This window comes from Bacillus sp. (in: firmicutes) (genome assembly GCA_012842745.1).
Taxonomy (GTDB): domain Bacteria; phylum Bacillota; class Bacilli; order Bacillales; family Bacillaceae_J; genus Schinkia.
The window spans coordinates 18,009-40,161 of sequence record DUSF01000057.1; the positions used below are offsets into that span (position 1 = coordinate 18,009).

Sequence of the window (22,153 nt, forward strand, 5' to 3'; positions counted from 1 at the left end):
ACTAATTTCCTCCTTGCCCATTAGACGTAGAAGGAATCACAACATCTTCCCATTTCCCGTCATATTTTATATACCATTTTGGTTGGACAGTTACCACAGCTGTATTTATATTTTTTTCCGCTAGATCATAGCCAATAAAGGCAGCTTCTAATGAACTTAAAGTAAAATGAGGCTTAACCTGCGTTAAATAGCTTAACAATTCTCTACCTGATGGAAGAACGACTGTTTTTTGTTCACTAGCAATGTTAAATCTTAAATTAATTAAGGAACGCACATATTCGTAAATTTCATTATCCCGCCATGACTCATAAATGATCGCTGCTCCATTTTGACTAAAAACAGGATATCCATTTACCATCAGACGAAAGTTAACACTATGATTGTTTTTACTCCAATCCATAAGCGAATAAGAATCTGTCCAACCAGAATGTTCATTAACAAACTCAATTGATTTTAAAATCATCTCTCCAGGCTCCAATTCATAAACTTCCTGATTGGCTGGATTAATAAATCTCATCATCTCTTGATTTTTTGAAATCTCCAATGCCCTTATACCGTCAGTAAACGATTCCTCACCATTATTTAAATTATATTGTTTTACTCCTTTTAGGTCAGTAAACAACGCATTTTTAAAATCAGATGAAGAAATATCTTCTGTTGAAAAAGTTAATTCCCTTAAATCTACTCGTTTCTCTGGTAAATATAAAATTTGCCCATGATTTCCCCTAATTGTAAAATAAGGTGAATTTTGATCATAATTTAGTTCCAATTTTTCTCTAAGATTGTTAATTTCGTTGCTTTCAATTTTTAATTTGACTGCTTGATCCGAAATACTCGATACAAAGTACAGAGCCGGTTCTTTCGAAAGGTTTACAACAATCCGATCAAAATAAGGAAGATCCCATTCTTGTCTGATTGATCCCATAATATAATTCACAATATTAATCGGAAGGTTAACAGGATATATTAATTCAAGACTACTACTTTGTAATAATGCCGACTCTAGTTGCTCCTTCGATGAGAAAGTAATTTGTTCATATTCTAATCCACTTATATTCATAACCATTTGATAAACATCATTCGTAAGCAAATAATCAGTTAACCGATAATGAAGGCCACCATGATGGTAAATAAATTGAATTGGTTTAATGACCTCATTAAATTGCCTCTTTTCACCAATGTTTACTGTATGCAATAAATTTGTCTTATGCCTGAAATCATATTGGGGCTGAAACGTCCATATACCATAAGTCAAAACTAAACTTAAGATAACGAGCAAAAGAAGAACAATTGATTTTGCTTTTTCAAAATTCATTCTCATGAAAGCCCCTCCTCTCTCCCTTTATCAAGAGGAAGCGTAAAAGCGATTGTCGTACCTTTTCCTTCATCACTGTCCGCCCAAATTTCTCCGCCGTGGATTTCAATAATTTCTTTAGCGATAGCCAACCCTAATCCTGTACCACCCATTTTCCGAGACCTTGCTTTATCAACGCGATGAAAACGTTCAAAAACCTTTGGTAAATCTGATTTAGGAATTCCTACCCCTTCATCAGAAACTCTGACAAGGAGCATATTTCCTTTTTGCAATAATTCAAATCTCACTTTACCGCCTTCAGGCGAGTACTTTAACGCATTGGAAATAATATTATCTAATACTTGGGTAATTTTATCTTTATCAATGGTTACATTTCGTTCACGGTGAGAAAAAGCTCTTTCAAAAATAAATTCCTCATCTTTGCTCATTTCAAAGCGATCAATAATTTGTTGGAAAAATCCTGTAAAATTAATGGCTTCTTTTGTAAGTTGGTAATCCCTGCTATCTAACCTTGAAAGCTGCAGAAGGTCGTTAACAAGTCTAATCATTCGCTCTGTTTCCATTTGAGTAACATCTATAAATCTCGGGGCTATTTCTTCATTTTGCCAAGCGCCGTCAGCCAATGCTTCTAAGTAGCTGCGCATCGTTGTTAGCGGCGTGCGAAGTTCATGGGAAACATTTGCAACAAATTCACGTCGCTCTTGTTCAATGGTCTCTTGTTCCGTAACATCCTGTAAAACAGTGATGATCCCCGTAGATACATCATGATCATCCTTAATAGCGGAGAAATTAGCCCGCAAAATGTATTTATTTTTATTTTTACTAAAGTCCAATAAAACAGAATCCTTACTTTCATTTAAATTATCCAGTATTGCTGAGGCCTCTATATTTAGGAGTGTTGTAATCGATGTATGATGGACTGTTTCACGTGAAACATTTAACATTCTTTCGGCTGGCTCATTCATTAAAATAATATAACCATCCCGATCTGTAGCAATGACACCATCAGACATATGCGATAAGACTGAGCTCAGCTTCCGCCTCTCTCCCTCTGTTGTTTCTTGGGCAATTTCAAGTTTATTTGTCAGCTCATTAAATGTTTCCGCAAGCTGTCCTATTTCATCTTCTCCAAATACATTTACTTCCCTTGAAAAGTCCCCCTCAGCTAAAACTAGAGCCTGCTTCCGCATATCCGCTATCGGTCTTGTGATGGTTCGAGCAACAAATACCCCTAATAACGCGGTTATTGCCGAGGCAATAATCGTTCCTGATGCTAAAATGCCATTAATGACACGCATTTGCTCATAAACCTTTTCCATTGAGGCAACAACATACATTCCACCAATGACTTCTTCCTTTGACTTAATCGGAATTGCTCTGACAAACATTCGATTGCCTGTCCTCGGGTCAAGCAAAATATTTTCTGATTCAGCATCACCGATAATCGCCTTTTTAATCCGAACTTCTGTCGTCCTCCGACCAATCATTCCTTGATCATATGGATTAGATATGCCAATGACACGAAAACTACTATCAGCAACTTGAACTTCTGTAATATCATCGGAAAGAAAATCCTGTAAAATCAAATTAATTTCATCTTCAATCTCCAATGTTCTGCCATTTCGTTTATCCTTCATTTCTTGACCAATATTATAAACTAATAGTCTAATACGTTCATTAACAGATTCGGTAAAATTAGCAACTAACTGCTGCTCAAGCTCACGGACAAAATAAACACCGATAACTTGGATTGCAAATAAAATTAACAATACATAAATTAACACAAATTTAAAATGGATCGATTTAAAGAAACCGACTTTTTTCATTTCTGCTACTCCTGATCTGGATTTCTCAAATAATAACCTACACCGCGCCGTGTCACAATCCATGCTGGATGACTAGGAAGATCTTCTATCTTTTCCCGTAACCGCCTTATGGTTACATCAACTGTACGCACATCGCCGAAATAATCATAACCCCAAACCGTTTGCAAAAGATGCTCGCGGGTCATCACCTGACCAATATGCTTCGCTAAATAATGGATAAGTTCAAATTCACGATGCGTTACTTCAATTGACTCTCCTCTTTTCGAAACAATATAGGCATCTGGATGAATCGTAAGATCACCTATGACGATTTCCGTCGTTTCATCATTACCCTTTTCACCATCTTGCTGATGCCTTCGTAAATTGGCTTTTACACGAGCAATTAATTCCCTTGTACTGAATGGTTTTGTAACATAATCATCTGCCCCAAGCTCCAAACCTAAAACTTTATCGATTTCAGAATCCTTCGCCGTTAACATAATGATTGGCATTTCATATTTTTTTCTTATTTCACGACAGACTTCCATTCCATCCTTATGTGGCAACATTATATCTAATAAAATAAGGTCTGGCTTCGCTTCTTCAACTTTGCGTAGCGCTTCTAAGCCATCATAAGCACAAGTAACTTTGTAGCCCTCTTTCTCCAAATTAAATTGCAATATATCCGCAATTGGCATTTCATCATCAACAACTAAAATATGTTTATTCATCCTACTCACTCCTTCAAACTCGTTCAGAAGTTTCCTACTTTACTTTATCATGTCTTCAGCTTTTAAGCATCTATACGTATACAGATTGTTATATATTGTTAATAATATCCTGATACATCCAACGATTAAAAAGGGGCTTTCTCAAATGCGACGATACACTGAGAAGCCCCTTTTTCCCTATTATTCTACTAATCTATAATGCTTTTCGTGGATTTTTTAATACGCCATTTTCATACACTTCAAAATGTAAGTGAACACCTGTTGAATTTCCAGTAGAGCCCATGACGCCGATTTTTTGACCTTTAGAAACGGTTTGGCCGACTTTTACTTCGATTTTTTCTAAATGGCCATAAACGGTTTTCATACCGTTATTATGATTAATAACAATTTTATTTCCATATCCGCCGTCCCAGCCTGCAGATTCAACTTTTCCATTATCTGCAGCTAAAATATTACGATTGCTCGGACGTGCGATATCGATACCTTTATGCTGTCTGCCCCATCTATATCCCATTTGACTTGAGATATAGCCGCCAACTGTTGGCCAACCTAAGTCCCCTGTACCACGGGAAGGAATCACTTTTGTACCTTTAACGACTATTTTCTTTGTAGGTTCTTTCACTATTTCTTCATTAATAATAACTTTTTTCGTAAGTGCACCATTCTCTTGAACGATAGAATATTTGGAAACTTTTTCACCATTCATTCCTTCTTGCTTTACATTTGTTGTCCCTTTAAAAACAGTGCTATCTTCCCTCACTTCAATTTCAAAAGGAATCACTTCATTACGTATTGCTTCCTTTTCAACGATGACAGTAACTAATGGTACATGTGCTGTTACATTTAATTCATCCCCGATATGTATGATTTTATCCTCATCTATATCAGGATTCAACCCAAGAAATTGCTTTAATGTTAAACCATAGTCATTAGCGATTTGCCCTAAGACTTCCCCCTCCTGAACGATATGCTTCTTTTCCTGAAGGGTACCTCTTTCTAACAACTTAGCAGCTTCTTCTACAGATAAAATATCTTCCGGAAAAACTTTCCCTTCTGAAGATGTAACCTTCTCCTTTAAACGAACGTCTTTAATGATGAAGTCATTATATTTAACTTCCTTTTCGCCATTCGCAAGCTGAGTTAGAATTTCTTCTGGAACATATTTCATCTCCATTTGTTTTATTACCTTATCAGCTTCTTCTTTGTTGGACACGAATGCAACCGTCTTTCCGTCAACCGTAATTGCCTCTGCATTTGCCATTACATTGAATGCTTGATCTACTTGTTTAATAGCTTCCTTGTTATCAAATATTGGAGTAAAAACTCTTTCTGGAACATATGAAATTTGATTTACCATCGAAGATTCATAATTCCGATAAGATTTCATTGCTGTTTTAACTTTGTCCTCCAATATTTCCTCAATAACTGTCTTGTCGCTAACCGTGCCAAGCAACGTACCTTTATAATATAGATGGTAGACAGTGTTCTTATCTTTATCTTTATCACCGGCTGCATAAACAGAGCCAAGCGATAAAGTGGCGACAACAGATGTTGTTATAATTGCCCTTTTAAGGACTGTTGACTTTTTTGGATGTGATGGCTGAAAAAGACGTATCATATTAGCAGTTATCTTATGTAAAAATTGAACCACGGAACTTCCTCCTATGTTTCTTCCTACTCCTTCTTTCTTTAAGGAAAATTTTCAGAATTTTTTCAATGAAACATGCCGATATTTCACCTTTTCTACTTTACCATAAATTAAATAAAATCTCTAGAAAAATCCTTAAACATGTCGAAATTTCCCGAAACAAAAAGGGACTGCACTACATGTAGTGTACATCCTACATATTTTTGAGTAGATATAGTTCTACTTCATAATATATGGGTAGTACCACTATTTTAGACAGTCCCATTATTTTTATTATTTTCTAGCGTGGTCCATATACACTATGAATCACATTTGTTTGATTTCGATCTGGACCAACCGAGAAAATTGACAGCGGTATTCCTGTTAATTGGGACACCCGTTCTACATAATGGCGCGCATTTGCAGGAAGTTCATCTAATTTTTTTACACCTGTAATATCTTCAGTCCAACCAGGCATTTCTTCATAAACAGCTTCGCATTCTGATAAAACCTTTAAGCTTGCTGGGAATTCCTCAATTACTTCCCCTTTATACTTGTAGGCTACACAAATTTTTAAAGTTTCGATACCAGTTAAAACATCTATTGAATTTAATGATAAATCGGTCATTCCACTTACACGACGTGCGTGGCGAACAACAACGCTGTCAAACCAGCCAACACGGCGTGGACGACCTGTTGTAGTGCCGTACTCACGGCCTACTTCACGGATTTGATGTCCAATTTCATCATGCAATTCTGTAGGGAAAGGACCATCACCAACACGGGTTGTATAGGCTTTACATACGCCTACAACATGATTTATTTTCGAAGGACCTACACCAGACCCAATCGTAACACCACCGGCAACAGGATTGGATGATGTAACAAATGGATATGTACCTTGGTCAATATCTAACATAACCCCTTGGGCACCTTCAAACAATACACGTCTGCCTTCATCAATAGCATCGTTTAAAACAACAGATGTATCACAAACGTATTTTGCAAACTGTTGTCCATAGTTGTAATACTCATCTAAAATATCTTCAAGCTTGAAGCCTTCTGAATCATATAGCTTTTCAAGAACACGATTTTTTTCTTCTAAATTTTGTGTAAGCTTTTTTTCAAACTCATCACGATCTAATAAATCGGCAATTCTAATACCGACCCGCGCAGCCTTATCCATATAAGCTGGGCCAATTCCCTTTTTTGTTGTTCCGATTTTATTAGCGCCTTTACTTTCTTCTGCCAACTCATCTAATTTAAGATGATAAGGCAGAATCACATGGGCACGGTTACTTATTCTTAAATTATCAGTACTTACACCTTCACCATGCAAATATTGTAATTCTGTTACTAATGCTTTCGGATCAATAACCATGCCATTTCCAATAACACAAATTTTATCGCTATAAAAAATTCCAGATGGAATTAAATGTAGTTTATATTTTTTTCCGCCAAAAACAATCGTATGACCAGCGTTATTACCACCTTGATACCTTGCAACGACCTCCGCATTTTGTGAAAGGAAGTCGGTAATTTTCCCTTTACCTTCATCGCCCCATTGTGCTCCAACTACTACTACTGAAGACATTGTATCTACACCTCCGAAATTGAAAACGGTAAATTTATAGTCTGCTAAATAAAGTTAATTAAATTACCAAAATAAGTGTATCAATATAAAACTTTAAAGTCAATTAAACACGAACAATTTTATCGAGATGATGCCTTTTGTTCGTAAAAAAATAACCTAATGCTTAGGCACTAGGTTGCATGCTTTCACGATGTCGTTCTAAATTAACAAATTTATTGAATTCCTTAATAAAGGCTAATTCAACTGTTCCAACAGGGCCATTACGCTGCTTGGCAATAATAATTTCGATAATATTTTTGTTTTCGGATTCTTTATCATAATAATCATCACGATATAAAAAAGCGACAATATCGGCATCTTGCTCAATACTTCCAGATTCCCGAATATCTGACATCATCGGGCGCTTGTCTTGGCGCTGTTCAACACCACGGGAAAGCTGTGATAAAGCAATAACTGGAACATTTAATTCACGTGCTAACGCTTTAAGGGATCGGGAAATTTCTGAGACTTCCTGTTGACGGTTTTCACCAGAGCGCCCGCTGCCTTGAATTAATTGCAAGTAATCAATTAAAATCATGCCAAGTCCATGTTCTTGTTGTAATCTGCGACATTTAGAGCGAATTTCATTCACTCGAATCCCCGGGGAATCATCAATATAAATGCCTGCATTTGATAAACTCCCCATCGCCATTGTCAACTTCATCCAGTCCTCTTCCGTCATTTTCCCTGTTCTTAAAGCTTGGGCATTAATATTTCCCTCCGCACATAACATCCGCATAACAAGCTGCTCAGCGCCCATTTCCAAACTAAAAATCGCAACATTTTCATCCGTTTTTGTTGCAACATTTTGTGCAATATTTAAAGCAAAGGCTGTTTTACCAACAGATGGCCGGGCTGCAACAATAATTAAATCGTTTCGTTGAAATCCTGCTGTCATCCGATCCAAATCAATAAATCCCGTTGGGATCCCGGTAATATCACCTTTACGATTATGAAGTACCTCTATATTGTCATAAACATCTATTAATACATCCTTAATATTGCGAAAGCCGCTCGTATTTTTCCGGTTAGCTACTTCTAATATCGACTTCTCCGCATCATTTAATAACGCTTCAACATCATCCTCGCTGTTGTAACCATCAGTCACAATCGTTGTTGCCGTGCGGATTAATCGTCTTAAAATTGATTTTTCCTCAACCATTCGTGCGTAATACTCGATGTTAGCAGCTGTCGGAACGGCATCCGCTAAATCACTTAAATAGGAAACTCCACCTACTTCTTCGAGCAGCTTACGATCGGCTAATTCTGAAGTAACGGTGACAATATCTACAGGCTTGCCTTGTTCAGATACATCCAGCATCGCTGAAAATATTCGCGAATGGGCAGGACGATAAAAATCTTCAGGTACTAAAATTTCTGAAGCCGTTGATAAAGCTGCTGGCTCAAGAAATATAGCGCCTATTATAGCCTGTTCTGCCTCAAGATTATGGGGAGGCGTCCGGTCAGCAAAAAGGTCGCTCATAAACACTAACTCCTCTCATCGGATCTTCCATTTGAAAAGAGGCTGACCAATTTGTGGAGCAGCCTCTCTATTTCAGTGCAAATTTATTTCACTTCTTTTACATGAACTTTTAACGTAGCAGTTACTTCATGATGAAGCTTTACAGGTACATTTGTAACACCTAGCGAACGAATGGAATCATTTAGTTCTAGTTTCCGCTTATCAACCTTAATACCATGAGCTTTGTTAAGCTCATCAGCAATTTGCTTTGACGTAATCGAGCCAAATAGACGTCCACCTTCTCCTGATTTTGCAGAAAGCTCAACTGTAAGCTTTTCAAGCTTCCCTTTTAATACTTTTGCCTCTTCTAGCTCTTCTGCCGCTTCCCGCGCTTCTTTTTTCTTCTGCGCTTCTAATGATTTCATATTTGCTGGTGTTGCTTCAAGGGCTAAATTATTCTTTAAGAGGAAATTATGGGCATAGCCATCCGCAACATTTTTGACTTCACCTTTTTTTCCTTTTCCTTTTACATCTTGTAAAAAAATGACTTTCATTCTTTCCTTCCCCCTTCTAAATAGTCATCAATCGCTTCTTTTAGCATGATTTCAACTTCATCGATTGATTTCCCCTCAATTTGGGTAGCAGCATTTGTTAGGTGACCACCGCCATTTAGGCTCTCCATAATTAATTGGACATTAACATCACCGAGAGAGCGGGCGCTAATGCTTATTTTACCATCTTGCCTTTTGGAAATCACAAATGAAGCAATCACATTATTCATTGATAACAATGTATCAGCAGCCTGTGCTATTAATACCTGTCCAAACGTTTGATTTGAATTTGCTTTTGCAATCGCAATGCCCTTTTTATAAATTTGTGTGTTTTCAATAAGCTTAGAGCGGTTAATAAATTGCTCTAAATCTTCTTTTAAAAACTTTTGAACTAATACCGTATCAGCCCCCTGCGAACGTAAGTAAGAAGCAGCATCAAATGTACGTGAACCCGTTCTTAACGTAAAGCTTTTCGTATCAACGATAATTCCCGCAAGAAGAGCAGTAGACTCTAACATATCAATTTTTAATGTTTTTGGTTGATATTCTAAAAGTTCCGTAACTAGCTCTGATGTTGACGAAGCATACGGCTCCATATAAACCATCACTGGATTTTCGATAAATTCTTCGCCGCGGCGATGGTGGTCAATGACAATAACATTATCTAATTTATTCAATAGGCGCTGATCGATTACCATTGATGGCTTATGCGTATCGACGACAACTAATAAAGAATGTTCACTAGCAATCTCTAAAGCCTCTTCAGGCGAAATAAATATTTTCCATAATTCACTCTTCGATTTAATTTCATCCATTAACCGCTGAATACCAGAATCAATATCCTCTTCATTAAGTACGATATAGCCTTCTTTATTGTTCGCTTCCGTAACCTTTAGAATACCAATAGCCGCCCCAATTACATCCATATCAGGAGCTTTATGACCCATAATAAAAACTTTATCACTCGCTAAAACCCATTCACGCAGTGCATGGGAAATAACCCTTGCTCTTACCCTTGTTCGTTTTTCCATTGGATTCGTTTTACCGCCGTAAAACTTCACCCTGCCGCTAATGTCTTTAATGGCAACCTGATCCCCGCCTCTACCAAGCGCTAAATCTAAACTTGATTGCGCTAAAGAACCAAGCTCAGGTAAATCTGAAGAATCGCTCCCAATACCAATACTTAATGTTAACGGGACATTTTGCTTTGATGTTAGTTCCCGAACATCATCCAATATATCAAATTTTGTTTTTTCAAGCTGTTGCAAAATTTGTTGATTAAAAACAGCTATAAAGCGATCAGATGAGGTCCTTTTCAGGAAAATACCATACTTGTTCGCCCAATTATTTAAAATTGAGATCACTTTGCTGTTAATTGTACTTTTTGTTTGGTCATCCATTCCTTGTGTGACTTCATCATAATTATCCAAAAAGATAACTCCTAATACAGTTTTTTCTTCTTCATACAATCTTTCAATTTCGGACTGTTCTGTTATATCAAAGAAGTATAGAAGTTTTTCCTCACGAATAATATGAATCCTAAACATCCGCTCATTTAATATTAATTTCTCAATCTCATCTTCACCTTTTATTAAAGCAATTATGCCTTCAAAAACTATATTTAAATGACGCCCGACTAGAGTTTCTTCTTTGAGCACAGAGGCTAAATAAGGGTTTGCCCATTCAATCTGGTACTCATCATTAAATAATACAATTCCAATCGGCATCTCCAGTAAAGTTTCTTCACCCACCTTTTTCACACGGTGGGATAAGGTGGAAATATAGTCTTCCATTTCCTCGTATAAACGAAGCTCATACTTAAGCAAGTTATAAACAATGATGCCCATAATGAGAAAAGCAGCAATTCCAATGACCCACTGGTAAAAGGCTATGATTGCTATCATCGTTATTGACAATAGTAAGAAGAGGATAAACGGAGTGCTTCGCCATCGCTTTTTAACAGAATTTGGCATATCTTCATCTCCATATCATTGTGGGTCTTTCATGCGTTTTCGCAAATCAAACCCTAAATCAATTATACCTAAGATTCTGATTATATAAAGTAGAAAAGGCATTAACAAACAGACAATTACAATGACAATCGGAAATGCAGCTGACTTTCCTTTTCTAAAAAAGTAGAAGAAAATGAAAGAAAATCCTTGAACCGCTATAATAACCTCAAGCACAATAATAAGATTCACAATCATTGTAAAAAATATAGTGCCTTCTTCTACCCCTATCATAAAAATAATCGTAACAATTAAATAGTACCAAAGGATGCTTTTTGGAAATGACCACTTTCTAAGCGGCGGAAATGGTTTAAAGTCATATTTAAACCATTTCAAAAATTGATTTACAAATAATTGTGTGACGAACGCTAATACAACGCTAGTAATAGCCAATGCGCTTGGAACGACATAGGAGACCATCTCTAGCGATTGATACATTAATTCAAATTGGTCAGTTGACTCCCCAAATGCTGTTACCATTTTTTCAGCGGTTTTGAGCGACTCGTACATCATTTTTTTTAGATTGTCTACAAAATTCACGTTAAAGAAAACATTCGTAATAACATATAAAAGTACAAAATTTAATAGAAAGCTTAAACTCCCGCTAATTAAGACGTCATAAGCACTTTTTCTCAATGAGTACATAGCCCCCATTACAAGGCCAGCCGTTCCAAATATAAAAGTAATTGGGAGCACCGCTATCGAGTCAATCATATATGAAATTGATAAGGCTACCGTTAATAAAAGTAAGCCTTTTTTTAATGTATGACGTGTTACATAAATGATAAAAGGAAGTGGAAGAAGAAAAATAAATAGAACCCCAACTATTGGTAAAAGCAAAATGGCTAGTAGAAGGACAAAATATAATGCTGTTACTATAGCTCCTTCAGTTATTGAACGAATTGAATTCACCTGTTCACCTCATACAACTCTTTTTATGTCCATTTTATGTATTTATACAAAAAAGACAGCAGTAAATCCTGCTGCCTTTTCATTATTAATCGTTAACATATGGTAACAACGCCATTTGACGTGCGCGCTTAATAGCTGTTGTTAATTTACGTTGGTATTTTGAAGATGTTCCTGTTACACGACGAGGTAAAATTTTACCGCGCTCAGAAACAAAACGTTTTAATAGTTCAACATCTTTATAGTCGATGTGTGTGATTCCGTTCGCTGTAAAATAACACACTTTACGACGCTTTGTGCGACCTTTACGTCCTCCACCTATTGCCATTTAAAGTCCCTCCTTATTATTTATTTTTACTATTTAAAACGGTAAATCATCGTCTGATATGTCAATTGGTAAACCATCATCTTTAAATGGGTCGTCATCGACAGTCGTAAAATTATCATTTGGACGTTGATTCTGATTTGGACGATATCCGCTGTTATCAGATGGCCTTTGTCCCCCATATCCTGGTCTAGGTCCAAAATTGCCACCACCAGCTCCACCTTGTCCACCATATCCGTAAGGATCTGCTTGACCGCCTCCTTGGTTAGCACCTCTAGGCTCCAAAAACTGCACACTTTCCGCTACAACCTCTGTTACATAAACACGACGACCGTCTTGTCCCTCATAATTACGAGTTTGTAAACGACCATCCACCCCTGCCAAACTTCCTTTTTTTAAGTAGTTTGCGACATTTTCAGCTTGACGTTGCCAAACAACGCAGTTTATAAAATCTGCCTCACGGTCGCCTTGCTGATTTTTAAATGTGCGATTCACAGCGAGTGTAAATTGGGCAACAGCTACTCCATTTGGAGTAAAGCGCAATTCTGGGTCTTTCGTTAATCTACCAACGAGTACCACGCGGTTCAGCATCAGAAACACTCCTTAATGAAAATTCAATCTAAATTTATTACTTATTCTTCTTCACGTACTGCGATGTGACGGATGATGTCTTCGCTGATTTTCGCTAAGCGGTCAAATTCACTAATCGCTTCTGGTTTCGCCATAACGTTTAAAAGCATGTAATAACCATCACGGAAATCATTGATTTCGTAAGCTAAACGACGCTTACCCATGTCATTTGACTTAACGATCTCAGTACCTTCGTTCGTTAAGATGTCGTTAAAACGATCGATTACAGCTTTCTTTGTTTCTTCTTCAACGTTTGGACGAATGATGTACATAATTTCATATTTACGCATATCTTTCACCTCCTCTTGGACTAAACGGCCCCTTTGTTAAAAAGGAGCAAGGAGCAATATTCACATAATTACTCACGATACATGATTATAGCATGATTTCTATGCCTATGCAATAGTAAATTCAAGGCCCTACTCCGCTTATACGTTAAATCTAAAATGCATAACATCCCCATCTTGGACGATGTATTCTTTTCCTTCAAGACGTACTTTACCCGCTTCACGTGCCGCAACCATTGAACCACATGCAAGCAAATCATCATAAGAAACTGTTTCGGCACGAATGAAGCCGCGTTCAAAGTCAGTATGGATGATACCCGCACATTGTGGTGCTTTCATACCTTTTTTAAATGTCCATGCCCTTACCTCTTGCTCACCAGCAGTAAAATAAGTAGCTAAACCAAGCAATGAATAAGCAGCTTTAATCAACTGATCTAGGCCCGATTCTTTAATTCCTAGTTCTTCAAGGAACATTTGCTTCTCTTCACCATCAAGCTCAGCAATTTCCGATTCAATCTTTGCACAAATAACGATAACTTCGGCATTATCTTTTTCTGCAAATTCACGAACCTTTTGAACATACTCATTCCCTGAAGTGTCTGCCACTTCATCCTCGCCAACATTGGCAACGTAAAGCATTGGCTTTATTGTTAAAAGGTGAAGGTGCTTGACAATCTTCATTTGCTCTTCTGTGAACTCAACTGTACGAGCCATTCTTCCCTCTTCAAATGCTTCTTTAAGCATAACAAGAATCTCATGTTCTGCTGCTGCATCCTTATCTTTTTGCTTCGCTAACTTGCCGACACGGTCGATGCGCTTGTCCACTGATTCAAGATCGGCTAATATTAACTCTAAATTAATCGTTTCAATATCGGCGATTGGATCAACTTTGCCCGCAACATGGGTAATTTCATCATCAGCAAAGCAGCGCACAACTTGACAAATCGCATCAACTTGGCGAATATGTGATAAAAATTTATTACCTAAGCCTTCCCCTTTACTTGCGCCTTTCACAATTCCAGCGATATCCGTAAATTCAAATGCCGTTGGCACTGTTTTCTTCGGCTTTACTAATGTTGTTAATTTATTCAAACGCTCATCCGGTACTTCAACAATCCCAACATTCGGATCGATTGTACAGAAAGGATAATTTGCTGACTCAGCCCCCGCCTGTGTAATCGCATTAAAAAGCGTTGATTTCCCTACATTCGGAAGACCAACGATTCCAGCTGTTAAACCCATTATTTATTCACTCCTCTAGAAAATCATCGTTCTAACTATTCCTAACAATTATAGAAACAGTTCCCGAAAAGCGCAAGCGCCTTATTTTATTAACGCAAAAAGGTTGCCCAAATCCCTCAGACAACCTTAATTTCTCCTAAACTACTCTTCATGTTTAACAAGAATCTTTTTTAGCTTTCTTGAGAACTCTTTGCGGGGTATTAATACACTATGGTCGCAGCCTTCACATTTAATGCGAATATCCATTCCGAGGCGAATAATTTTCCAACGATTCGTTCCACATGGATGCTGTTTCTTCATTTCGACAATATCATTTAGCCCAAATTCTTTATCAACCACTCTTCTCCCCCCCGAACACAATATTATTACTATTTATTTTAACAATTTTTTATCACCATTTGTAGCGATTTGCAATAGGATACACCAAAATTGCAGCTAACATATATAAATTCAGCAAACCATATAGAGGATAAAGAACGGCAATTAATGTTGAAAAGCCAAACGTTGTTAACGGAACCATTACAACTAAAATGATTAGCGCCAAAACCCATAATGGCAAGGATGTTTTTTGTCTAACCCTTGTTACTAATCCAAACACTCCAGATGCCGCTGTTGTATAAATCGCACCCCATAATATAAAAGACATACAAAGTAACATAAGATACGGATAATTTTTTAAAATAGCAAATAAGGGAATCTCATAAACAATAACGTCTGAAGCTATTTGCGTCAATACTTCGTTATATATATAGGTGATTCCACCTAAAATCAAACTGCTTCCTATACTTGCAATCCAAATTTCGCCTTCATGTTTAATTTTCTTTCCAATCGCAGCCAAAACAGCAACTACAGGCAAAATATTCAAGGCTGTAAATGTAAAAGCTGAAGGCCAATTATCTTGTTCGGACCAACTTATAATGAATGGCTGTCCATATTGAACAATAAATAAAGAAAGGGCAGCTAACAAACCAACTACTAATAATGGCGTAATTATGGCGTTCATTGACACCATGCCTTGAATATCCCATAGAAATAATAATACTAATAAAACAATTGTTACGGTAATTCCAGCCCAATATGGCAAATGAAATACTTCTAATGCTGCTCCACTGCCTGCCAACATGACAACTGTAACTGAAAATAAATATAATATAATCATTAAATCATAAAGGCCAGCTAGCTTTTTCCCCAACAAATCCTCTAATACCGGTCGATAATGAATGGTTTTCTTTTCGAAGCTGATTTTCATAATGAAATAACAACTTATTGAAAATAATACCGTAAATAATAAAATAGCAAGTCCACTTTCGTCACCAAAAAATTGCCATATTTCTCTTCCTGAAGCATAACCAGCTCCAATCATTGTACCCATAATTAGAAACATCCATTTTAGGCCAGCATTCCACATGGTCGTTGTCTCCTTTTCAATAATTTTTATTTCCCAACATATGTATAGGACTTAAATAAATTCCGTATACTGTTACTACTATTAAAGAGGAGTGGATCCTATGAATCTAAAACCAAAGTTTTTCGAAAAAAAAGAGGCCTCCTCCTATCGCATCTCTTATGAGGATGAAAATGCACCTATATATATTGGCGAAAATTTAGTTAAGCTTTTACCGCAACATTTACTCCAACCTATTGTGATTGCTTGTATCGGAACAGATCGGTCAACAGGAGATGCACTTGGACCATTAATTGGGACAATTCTTCATGAGAAAAAGCCCTCCTACTTTCATATATACGGTACACTTGAGGAACCTATTCATGCTGTTAATCTCGAAGAACAATTAGAACAAATAAATAATAAGCACATTCGACCATTTATTATTGGAATTGATGCTTGTCTTGGAAGATTAAAAAGCGTCGGCGATGTTACTTTAAATTCTGGGGCTTTAAAGCCAGGCGCAGGGGTCAATAAGCAATTGCCGCCAGTAGGTGAAGTTCATTTAACAGGTATTGTGAATGTAAGCGGATTTATGGAGTTTTTTGTATTGCAAAATACAAGATTAAATCTTGTTATGAAAATGGCGCAAACGATTGCAAACGGAATAATGGAAGCGGATGAATTGATAAAGGTTAAAAGGATAAGGTAAAAAAACAAAAAAATTCCATCAGTCGATTATTGTGACCAATAATAATAATCAGCTGATGGAATAAATATATATTTACATCATTAATTGTTGATAAAAATATTGACAAGCTACAAGTATAGCCACTACTGCAATGGCAGGAAGCATATTGGCAACGCGGATCCGTGTTATTTCTAACATATTTAAGCCAATCGCCAAAATCATAATGCCCCCGGCAGAAGTCATTTCGATAATAAACGCGTCCATGATTTGCTCAGGAATCCATTTATCAATTTGTGTTGCAAATAAAGCGATCATGCCTTGATAGATCATCACCGGAAAAGCAGAGAATAACACACCTACTCCAAGCGTAGTTGTTAAAACAATACTTGTGAAACCATCTAATAAAGATTTTGTAAATAAAACTTGATGGTCTCCCCTTAAGCCGCTGTCTAGAGCACCAATAATCGCCATCGCACCAATTGCAAAAATTAACGTTGCTGTAACAAACCCTTTGGCAATTCCACCTTCTTCAGCAGCACCCATTCTTCTTTCAATCCAAAGACCGAGCCGATTTAATTTACCATCCAAATCGATTAACTCCCCGATTATGCTACCGAATAATAAACTTAAAATAACGAAAAGAAATTGCTCGCTTTTAAGCCCCATTTGCACTCCTAATATTACAACAGCAAGACCTATTGACTGTAATACTAATCTCTTCACTCTATCTGGTATGCGGTGCAATACTTTTCCAAGAAATGTCCCGGCAATGATGGCAACCCCATTTACGATTGTTCCTAGTAAAACCATATTGTCTTCTCCCCTAAACTAAATATCCTGCCCTAATTTCTTCAATGGCTTGTACAAATTTCCCCACTTCCTCTAGTGTATTATATATACCAAAGCTTGCCCGCACTGTGCCGCCTTCTTGAAGTGTTGCGATTGCCTGATGTGCTAATGGTGAGCAATGGAGGCCTGCTCTAACAGCGATTTTGTAATGCTGGTCTAAAATCATGGCTACTTCTTGACTATCTACGCCATTGATATTAAATGAAATAACAGCTAATCGTTTTACATTTTTATGAGGCCCATAGACTGTAACGCCAGCAATTTTTCCAAGCCCAGCCATACAAGCTTCTGTAAGCATCTGTTCATGCTTAAAAATTTCATCTAAACCCAATTCCTTAATAAATAAAAGGCCTGCTAATAAGCCTGCTATACCAGGTGTATTTAATGTGCCACTTTCGAGTCTTTCCGGAAGTTCTTCCGGTTGCTCAATTCGGGCGGAAAAATGCCCTGTTCCACCTGTTAAAAGCGGTGTTAACTCAATATTTTTATTAAGCAACAATGCCCCTGTTCCTTGTGGTCCCATTAACCCTTTATGCCCTGCAAAAGCCAGTAAATCAATATTCATTTGTTCCATATTGATTGGTAAAATCCCTGCTGTTTGTGAAGCATCTACCATGAATAGGAGCTTATGTTTTTTACTTATTTCCCCTAATTCTTCAATCGGAATAATCGCCCCTGTAAGATTAGAACCATGGGTGGCAACAATTAATTTCGTTGCGCTTGTTATCACATTTTCCAATTCTTCAATATTTATTTCACCGTTAACATTAGGCTGAATATATGTAATCTCAATCCCTTGCTCTCTTTTCAATCGTTCAAGTGGCCTACGCACTGAATTATGTTCGTATGAAGTAGTTATAACATGGTCTCCTTGTTTTAATGAAAGCCCTTGAATCCCCTGATTTAAAGCCATTGTTGCATTTTGTGTAAAAATAACACGTCTAGGATCGGACAATCCAAAAAACTGTGCTACCCCCACGCGCGCTTCGAAAATTTTATTTCCCGCTTCATTTGCAAGCGCATGGCCTCCCCTGCCAGGATTGGCTCCATACTTCGTTAACACCTCGACCACTGCATCAGTAACAACTTTTGGTTTCGGAAATGATGAAGCTGCTTGATCAAAATAAATCATAAAACGCCCTCCTAGCACCAAAAAATAAAAACCACCGTAACGATGGCTTATTAAATATTATATTATTACCTCATTCTGTTTCAAGCAGTTCCAAAATACGATTCAAATCATCAGATGAATAAAATTCAATTTCTATTTTTCCTTTATTTTTATTTTGTTTGATTGCCACAGCTGTTCCAAAACGGTCGCGGAGGCGTGACTCCTGCTGTTTAATGAAAATATCCTTTGGCTTTTCTTTCTTTTTTGTTTCACGTGAAACATTTTCATTTAATCGTTGCACAAGCTGCTCTAATTGGCGTACATTTAAGTTTTCTTTTTTTACTTTTTCCACAAGTGGTAGCATATGTTCTTTCTTTTTCAGCCCTAATAATGTACGACCATGTCCCATCGTTAACTCGCCATTTGAAATTAATGTTTTGATTGGCTCTGGTAATGCCAATAAGCGAATATGGTTAGCAATATGTGGGCGGCTTTTCCCCAAACGGTTGGCAAGCTCTTCTTGGGTTACGTTTAATTGTTCTAGTAATGTATGATAAGCTACTGCCTCTTCAATTGGATTTAAATCTTCCCTTTGAAGATTTTCAATCAAGGCAAGCTCCATCATTTGCTGTTCCGTATAATCCTTTACAATTACTGGTATTGTATCTAAACCCGCTTCTTTAGCAGCTCGAAAGCGCCTTTCTCCAACAACGATATCGTATCCTTTAATGCTTTTCCTTACAATAATTGGCTGTAATATTCCATGTGTTTCAATTGACTCTTTTAATTCTTTAATCGACTCTAAATCAAATGTCTTTCTAGGTTGATACGGATTAGGGCGACATTCTTTAATTTTGACGTTTTGAATTTTATCTGCCGGTTCCAATACATCTTCCACTGAAAAATAGGCACCTAATCCCAACCCTTTACCCAATCCTTTAGCCATTAGCAATCACTTCCTTTGCGAAGTCTAGATATACCTCTGCCCCTCTTGACTTAGCGTCATAAATAATAATCGGTTTTCCGTGGCTTGGTGCCTCACTTAAACGAATATTACGTGGAATAATAGATTGATAAACTTTATCTTGAAAATACTTTTTCACTTCATCTATGACTTGTATACCAAGATTTGTTCTTGCATCAAGCATTGTTAATAGGACACCGTCTATTTTCAATGTTTGGTTTAAATGCTTTTGAACTAACCGTACTGTATTTAGTAACTGGCTAAGACCTTCAAGGGCATAGTACTCACATTGTACCGGAATTATAACGGAGTCTGCAGCGGTTAAAGCATTTAAAGTAAGTAATCCAAGTGAAGGAGGACAATCAATAATAATATAATCATACTCACTAGTTAGTGTTTCAAGCGCTCGTTTCAAACGAACCTCTCTGGAAATAGTCGGTACCAACTCTATTTCTGCACCTGCCAATTGAATGGTTGATGGCAGTATATATAAATTTTCCACATCCGTAGGTAAGACAACTAATTTTGCTTCTTCATCATCAACTAATACATTATACACACATTGTTCAACATCGGCCTTTTCAACTCCCACACCGCTTGTAGCATTTCCTTGTGGGTCTATATCAACTAGTAAAACTCTTTTGCCTAAATAAGCAAGACATGCACTCAAATTTACGGAAGTTGTTGTTTTACCAACCCCTCCTTTTTGGTTTGCAATTGCAATAATTTTCCCCATGCTGTCACCTACTTTCCTTTTCTGGGGAACTCTTTTTTCATACTTTTCTATTTTATCATGAAACCTTCCAAATTTCGTTCAAAAAATAAAAACCCATCAACTTTTTTGTGATGGGTTGTAAATACGAATGAATATTTTTATTTTTTAGGTATTTTTATTGTAAATTGAATATAATCCTCATACTCTTCTTCTTGACTATCTATTTTCATACCTGTGCTGGCCACCATATTTAAAGATTGGCGAATCGTATTCATTGCAATTCTTGTGTCTTTACTAAATGCCCTTCTTTTTGGCTGAGGCTTCTTCACTTTACCTTCAAGTAATTTAACGACACGATCTTCTGTTTGTTTAACATTTAAGTGCTTTTCAATAATCTCCGCCAATAATTTTACTTGTAATTCAACTTCTTTAAGCGGAATTAACGCCCTCGCATGTCTTTCTGTTATTTGTTTTTGTAATAACGCCTCTTGAATAGCTTCTGGCAACTTTAATAAACGCAGTTTATTCGCAATGGTTGATTGTCCCTTGCCTAATCGTTGCGCTAACGCCTCTTGTGTTAAATTATGTAATTCTAATAATCTAGCATAAGCGATGGCTTCTTCTAGCGGAGATAATTCCTCGCGTTGTAAATTTTCAATTAAGGCAACTGAAGCTGTCTCCGTATCATTGAAATCTTTAATAATCGCTGGAATCGTATCCCAACCAAGCTTCGTTACCGCCCGCCATCTTCTTTCACCAGCAATAATTTCATATTTACCTTTTTCATATTCCCTTAAAACAATTGGTTGAATAATACCATGGGTTTGAATCGTCTGCATTAATTCATTGATTTTCTCATCAATAAAAACAGTCCGTGGCTGAAAACGATTAGGAACGATATCCTGAATAGGAATGCGCTTCACTTCTTCGTTTTCTGTTATTAATTCTTCTTGAACTTCTTCATCATTCATTTCAACAGTCTTTTCCCCTATACCAAAAAAGCGTGAAAAAGTTTGTTTCATTTTTCATACACCGCCTTTTGAATACTACAAAAAAAAACAATACAATTCGACATATACTTATTCTCTATAGAATTAACAATTCCTGCAATACAATTTTTTAAAAAATAGATGTTTCACGTGAAACAAAAGCAGCCACATTTCTATTCAAGCGGATTTTTATTAGGTGTACCTGGTTTTCTTGGGTACTTATTCGGTGATTTCTTTTCCTTTTTGATAATCACAATATTGCGCTCACTATCTTCAATTGGCAACTGGAAATTGTGAACACTTTCCACTTTGCCTCCTAAAACATTGATAGCTTTTTTTCCAGCTTCCAGCTCTTCAGAAAGATTGGCACCTTTCATCGCTATAAATTGGCCACCAACTTTGACGAGCGGAATGCATAATTCACTTAGGACTGACATTCTAGCAACTGCCCTAGCAATGACGATATCAAATGATTCTCTTATTTCAGGTCTTTTACCAAACGTTTCGGCTCGATCGTGATAAAAGGTAACCTTCTCTAATTGTAAAGATGTAGCCAATTCATTTAAAAAAGTAATTCTTTTTTGCAATGAATCAACAATAGAAATCTCCAAATGCGGAAAGCATATTTTTATTGGAATACTTGGAAAACCGGCTCCGGCTCCAACATCACAAATCGTATAGTCTTTCGAAAAATCAAAGTAAAAAGCAGCGGTAATGGAATCGTAAAAATGTTTTAAATAAACACCTGGATGATCGGTAATAGCTGTTAAATTCATCTTTTCATTCCATTCCACTAGCATCTTAAAATATAGTTCAAATTGTTCTAATTGCCTAAAGGAAAGAGGAACCCCCTTCTCCTCCAAGCTTTTTTGAAAAAATTGAATGTCCATAATTGATCCCCTTTTAAAAGGTGATGATTTCACT

General features: G+C 36.9%; 22 protein-coding genes. 1 reads left to right on the forward strand and 21 read right to left on the reverse strand.

What is annotated here, in order from left to right; all coding sequences use genetic code 11:
* Position 1: 1 nt before the first annotated feature.
* From GX497_17110 to GX497_17180, 15 genes are all read right to left on the reverse strand, one after another.
* Complete coding sequence (locus GX497_17110; protein HHY74910.1) at positions 2–1,321, reverse strand: hypothetical protein; 1,320 nt, start codon at positions 1,319–1,321, stop codon at positions 2–4.
* On the reverse strand, positions 1,318–3,141 hold the full coding sequence (gene walK / locus GX497_17115) for a cell wall metabolism sensor histidine kinase WalK (GenBank protein ID HHY74911.1): 1,824 nt from the start codon (positions 3,139–3,141) through the stop codon (positions 1,318–1,320). The genes GX497_17110 and walK overlap by 4 nt, the downstream gene beginning before the upstream one ends.
* A 5-nt stretch (positions 3,142–3,146) precedes the next feature.
* The gene (locus tag GX497_17120) at positions 3,147–3,851 is read right to left on the reverse strand and encodes a response regulator transcription factor (protein ID HHY74912.1); all 705 of its coding nucleotides are present in this window, start codon (positions 3,849–3,851) and stop codon (positions 3,147–3,149) included.
* Positions 3,852–4,044: 193 nt separating this feature from the next.
* Entirely contained in the window at positions 4,045–5,502 is a 1,458-nt protein-coding gene (locus GX497_17125) for a peptidoglycan DD-metalloendopeptidase family protein (protein HHY74913.1), read from the reverse strand.
* 277 nt (positions 5,503–5,779) lie between these two features.
* Positions 5,780–7,072: an adenylosuccinate synthase gene (locus GX497_17130; protein ID HHY74914.1), complete on the reverse strand. Its 1,293-nt coding sequence runs from the start codon at positions 7,070–7,072 to the stop codon at positions 5,780–5,782.
* A gap of 163 nt (positions 7,073–7,235) precedes the next feature.
* On the reverse strand, positions 7,236–8,594 hold the full coding sequence (dnaB, locus tag GX497_17135; GenBank protein HHY74915.1) for a replicative DNA helicase: 1,359 nt from the start codon (positions 8,592–8,594) through the stop codon (positions 7,236–7,238).
* An 83-nt stretch (positions 8,595–8,677) separates the two neighbouring features.
* Entirely contained in the window at positions 8,678–9,127 is a 450-nt protein-coding gene (rplI, locus tag GX497_17140) for a 50S ribosomal protein L9 (protein HHY74916.1), read from the reverse strand.
* Positions 9,124–11,097, reverse strand: coding sequence for a DHH family phosphoesterase (locus GX497_17145; protein HHY74917.1), 1,974 nt, complete (start codon positions 11,095–11,097; stop codon positions 9,124–9,126). The genes rplI and GX497_17145 overlap by 4 nt, the downstream gene beginning before the upstream one ends.
* Positions 11,098–11,112: 15 nt before the next feature.
* Complete coding sequence (locus GX497_17150) at positions 11,113–12,045, reverse strand: YybS family protein (protein HHY74918.1); 933 nt, start codon at positions 12,043–12,045, stop codon at positions 11,113–11,115.
* Between the two features lie 85 nt (positions 12,046–12,130).
* The gene (rpsR, locus tag GX497_17155) at positions 12,131–12,370 is read right to left on the reverse strand and encodes a 30S ribosomal protein S18 (protein HHY74919.1); all 240 of its coding nucleotides are present in this window, start codon (positions 12,368–12,370) and stop codon (positions 12,131–12,133) included.
* Positions 12,371–12,403: 33 nt separating this feature from the next.
* Complete coding sequence (gene ssb, locus GX497_17160; GenBank protein HHY74920.1) at positions 12,404–12,958, reverse strand: single-stranded DNA-binding protein; 555 nt, start codon at positions 12,956–12,958, stop codon at positions 12,404–12,406.
* A gap of 41 nt (positions 12,959–12,999) precedes the next feature.
* The gene (locus GX497_17165) at positions 13,000–13,287 is read right to left on the reverse strand and encodes a 30S ribosomal protein S6 (GenBank protein HHY74921.1); all 288 of its coding nucleotides are present in this window, start codon (positions 13,285–13,287) and stop codon (positions 13,000–13,002) included.
* Positions 13,288–13,425: 138 nt separating this feature from the next.
* Positions 13,426–14,526, reverse strand: coding sequence for a redox-regulated ATPase YchF (gene ychF, locus GX497_17170; GenBank protein ID HHY74922.1), 1,101 nt, complete (start codon positions 14,524–14,526; stop codon positions 13,426–13,428).
* 141 nt (positions 14,527–14,667) lie between these two features.
* Positions 14,668–14,865 (reverse strand): DUF951 domain-containing protein, encoded by a 198-nt coding sequence (locus tag GX497_17175; protein ID HHY74923.1) that lies wholly within the window; start codon positions 14,863–14,865, stop codon positions 14,668–14,670.
* Positions 14,866–14,917: 52 nt separating this feature from the next.
* Positions 14,918–15,934, reverse strand: coding sequence for a hypothetical protein (locus tag GX497_17180; protein ID HHY74924.1), 1,017 nt, complete (start codon positions 15,932–15,934; stop codon positions 14,918–14,920).
* Positions 15,935–16,034: 100 nt separating this feature from the next.
* On the opposite strand from GX497_17180, the gene yyaC reads away from it, so the two are divergent.
* Complete coding sequence (gene yyaC / locus GX497_17185) at positions 16,035–16,622, forward strand: spore protease YyaC (GenBank protein ID HHY74925.1); 588 nt, start codon at positions 16,035–16,037, stop codon at positions 16,620–16,622.
* A gap of 72 nt (positions 16,623–16,694) precedes the next feature.
* Here yyaC and GX497_17190 read toward each other — a convergent pair whose 3' ends face one another.
* The 6 genes from GX497_17190 to rsmG all read right to left on the reverse strand — a co-directional run bounded on the left by GX497_17190 (position 16,695) and on the right by rsmG (position 22,119).
* Positions 16,695–17,411: a DUF554 domain-containing protein gene (locus tag GX497_17190; GenBank protein ID HHY74926.1), complete on the reverse strand. Its 717-nt coding sequence runs from the start codon at positions 17,409–17,411 to the stop codon at positions 16,695–16,697.
* Between the two features lie 13 nt (positions 17,412–17,424).
* Positions 17,425–18,582, reverse strand: a complete 1,158-nt coding sequence (locus GX497_17195) for an aminotransferase class V-fold PLP-dependent enzyme (protein ID HHY74927.1) — start codon at positions 18,580–18,582, stop codon at positions 17,425–17,427.
* 70 nt (positions 18,583–18,652) lie between these two features.
* Positions 18,653–19,507 carry a ParB/RepB/Spo0J family partition protein gene (locus GX497_17200; protein ID HHY74928.1) on the reverse strand — a complete coding sequence of 285 codons (855 nt, stop codon included), beginning with the start codon at positions 19,505–19,507 and terminating at the stop codon, positions 18,653–18,655.
* Positions 19,500–20,261, reverse strand: a complete 762-nt coding sequence (locus GX497_17205; GenBank protein HHY74929.1) for a ParA family protein — start codon at positions 20,259–20,261, stop codon at positions 19,500–19,502. The genes GX497_17200 and GX497_17205 overlap by 8 nt, the downstream gene beginning before the upstream one ends.
* A gap of 137 nt (positions 20,262–20,398) precedes the next feature.
* On the reverse strand, positions 20,399–21,262 hold the full coding sequence (gene noc, locus GX497_17210; GenBank protein HHY74930.1) for a nucleoid occlusion protein: 864 nt from the start codon (positions 21,260–21,262) through the stop codon (positions 20,399–20,401).
* Positions 21,263–21,402: 140 nt separating this feature from the next.
* Positions 21,403–22,119, reverse strand: a complete 717-nt coding sequence (gene rsmG, locus GX497_17215; protein ID HHY74931.1) for a 16S rRNA (guanine(527)-N(7))-methyltransferase RsmG — start codon at positions 22,117–22,119, stop codon at positions 21,403–21,405.
* Positions 22,120–22,153 lie beyond the last annotated feature (34 nt).

What these genes read in the sequence shown, in the direction of transcription:
- GX497_17200 (HHY74928.1), bottom strand. Translation starts at nt 19,507, where the DNA reads ATGGCTAAAGGATTGGGTAAAGGGTTGGGATTAGGTGCCTATTTTTCA.
- GX497_17120 (HHY74912.1), bottom strand. Translation starts at nt 3,851, where the DNA reads ATGAATAAACATATTTTAGTTGTTGATGATGAAATGCCAATTGCGGAT.
- GX497_17190 (HHY74926.1), bottom strand. Translation starts at nt 17,411, where the DNA reads ATGGTTTTACTAGGAACAATCGTAAATGGGGTTGCCATCATTGCCGGG.
- walK (HHY74911.1), bottom strand. Translation starts at nt 3,141, where the DNA reads ATGAAAAAAGTCGGTTTCTTTAAATCGATCCATTTTAAATTTGTGTTA.
- ychF (HHY74922.1), bottom strand. Translation starts at nt 14,526, where the DNA reads ATGGGTTTAACAGCTGGAATCGTTGGTCTTCCGAATGTAGGGAAATCA.
- dnaB (HHY74915.1), bottom strand. Translation starts at nt 8,594, where the DNA reads ATGAGCGACCTTTTTGCTGACCGGACGCCTCCCCATAATCTTGAGGCA.
- rplI (HHY74916.1), bottom strand. Translation starts at nt 9,127, where the DNA reads ATGAAAGTCATTTTTTTACAAGATGTAAAAGGAAAAGGAAAAAAAGGT.
- noc (HHY74930.1), bottom strand. Translation starts at nt 21,262, where the DNA reads ATGAAACAAACTTTTTCACGCTTTTTTGGTATAGGGGAAAAGACTGTT.
- GX497_17110 (HHY74910.1), bottom strand. Translation starts at nt 1,321, where the DNA reads ATGAGAATGAATTTTGAAAAAGCAAAATCAATTGTTCTTCTTTTGCTC.
- GX497_17130 (HHY74914.1), bottom strand. Translation starts at nt 7,072, where the DNA reads ATGTCTTCAGTAGTAGTAGTTGGAGCACAATGGGGCGATGAAGGTAAA.
- ssb (HHY74920.1), bottom strand. Translation starts at nt 12,958, where the DNA reads ATGCTGAACCGCGTGGTACTCGTTGGTAGATTAACGAAAGACCCAGAA.
- GX497_17165 (HHY74921.1), bottom strand. Translation starts at nt 13,287, where the DNA reads ATGCGTAAATATGAAATTATGTACATCATTCGTCCAAACGTTGAAGAA.
- yyaC (HHY74925.1), top strand. Translation starts at nt 16,035, where the DNA reads ATGAATCTAAAACCAAAGTTTTTCGAAAAAAAAGAGGCCTCCTCCTAT.
- GX497_17180 (HHY74924.1), bottom strand. Translation starts at nt 15,934, where the DNA reads ATGTGGAATGCTGGCCTAAAATGGATGTTTCTAATTATGGGTACAATG.
- GX497_17195 (HHY74927.1), bottom strand. Translation starts at nt 18,582, where the DNA reads ATGATTTATTTTGATCAAGCAGCTTCATCATTTCCGAAACCAAAAGTT.
- rpsR (HHY74919.1), bottom strand. Translation starts at nt 12,370, where the DNA reads ATGGCAATAGGTGGAGGACGTAAAGGTCGCACAAAGCGTCGTAAAGTG.
- GX497_17205 (HHY74929.1), bottom strand. Translation starts at nt 20,261, where the DNA reads ATGGGGAAAATTATTGCAATTGCAAACCAAAAAGGAGGGGTTGGTAAA.
- GX497_17145 (HHY74917.1), bottom strand. Translation starts at nt 11,097, where the DNA reads ATGCCAAATTCTGTTAAAAAGCGATGGCGAAGCACTCCGTTTATCCTC.
- rsmG (HHY74931.1), bottom strand. Translation starts at nt 22,119, where the DNA reads ATGGACATTCAATTTTTTCAAAAAAGCTTGGAGGAGAAGGGGGTTCCT.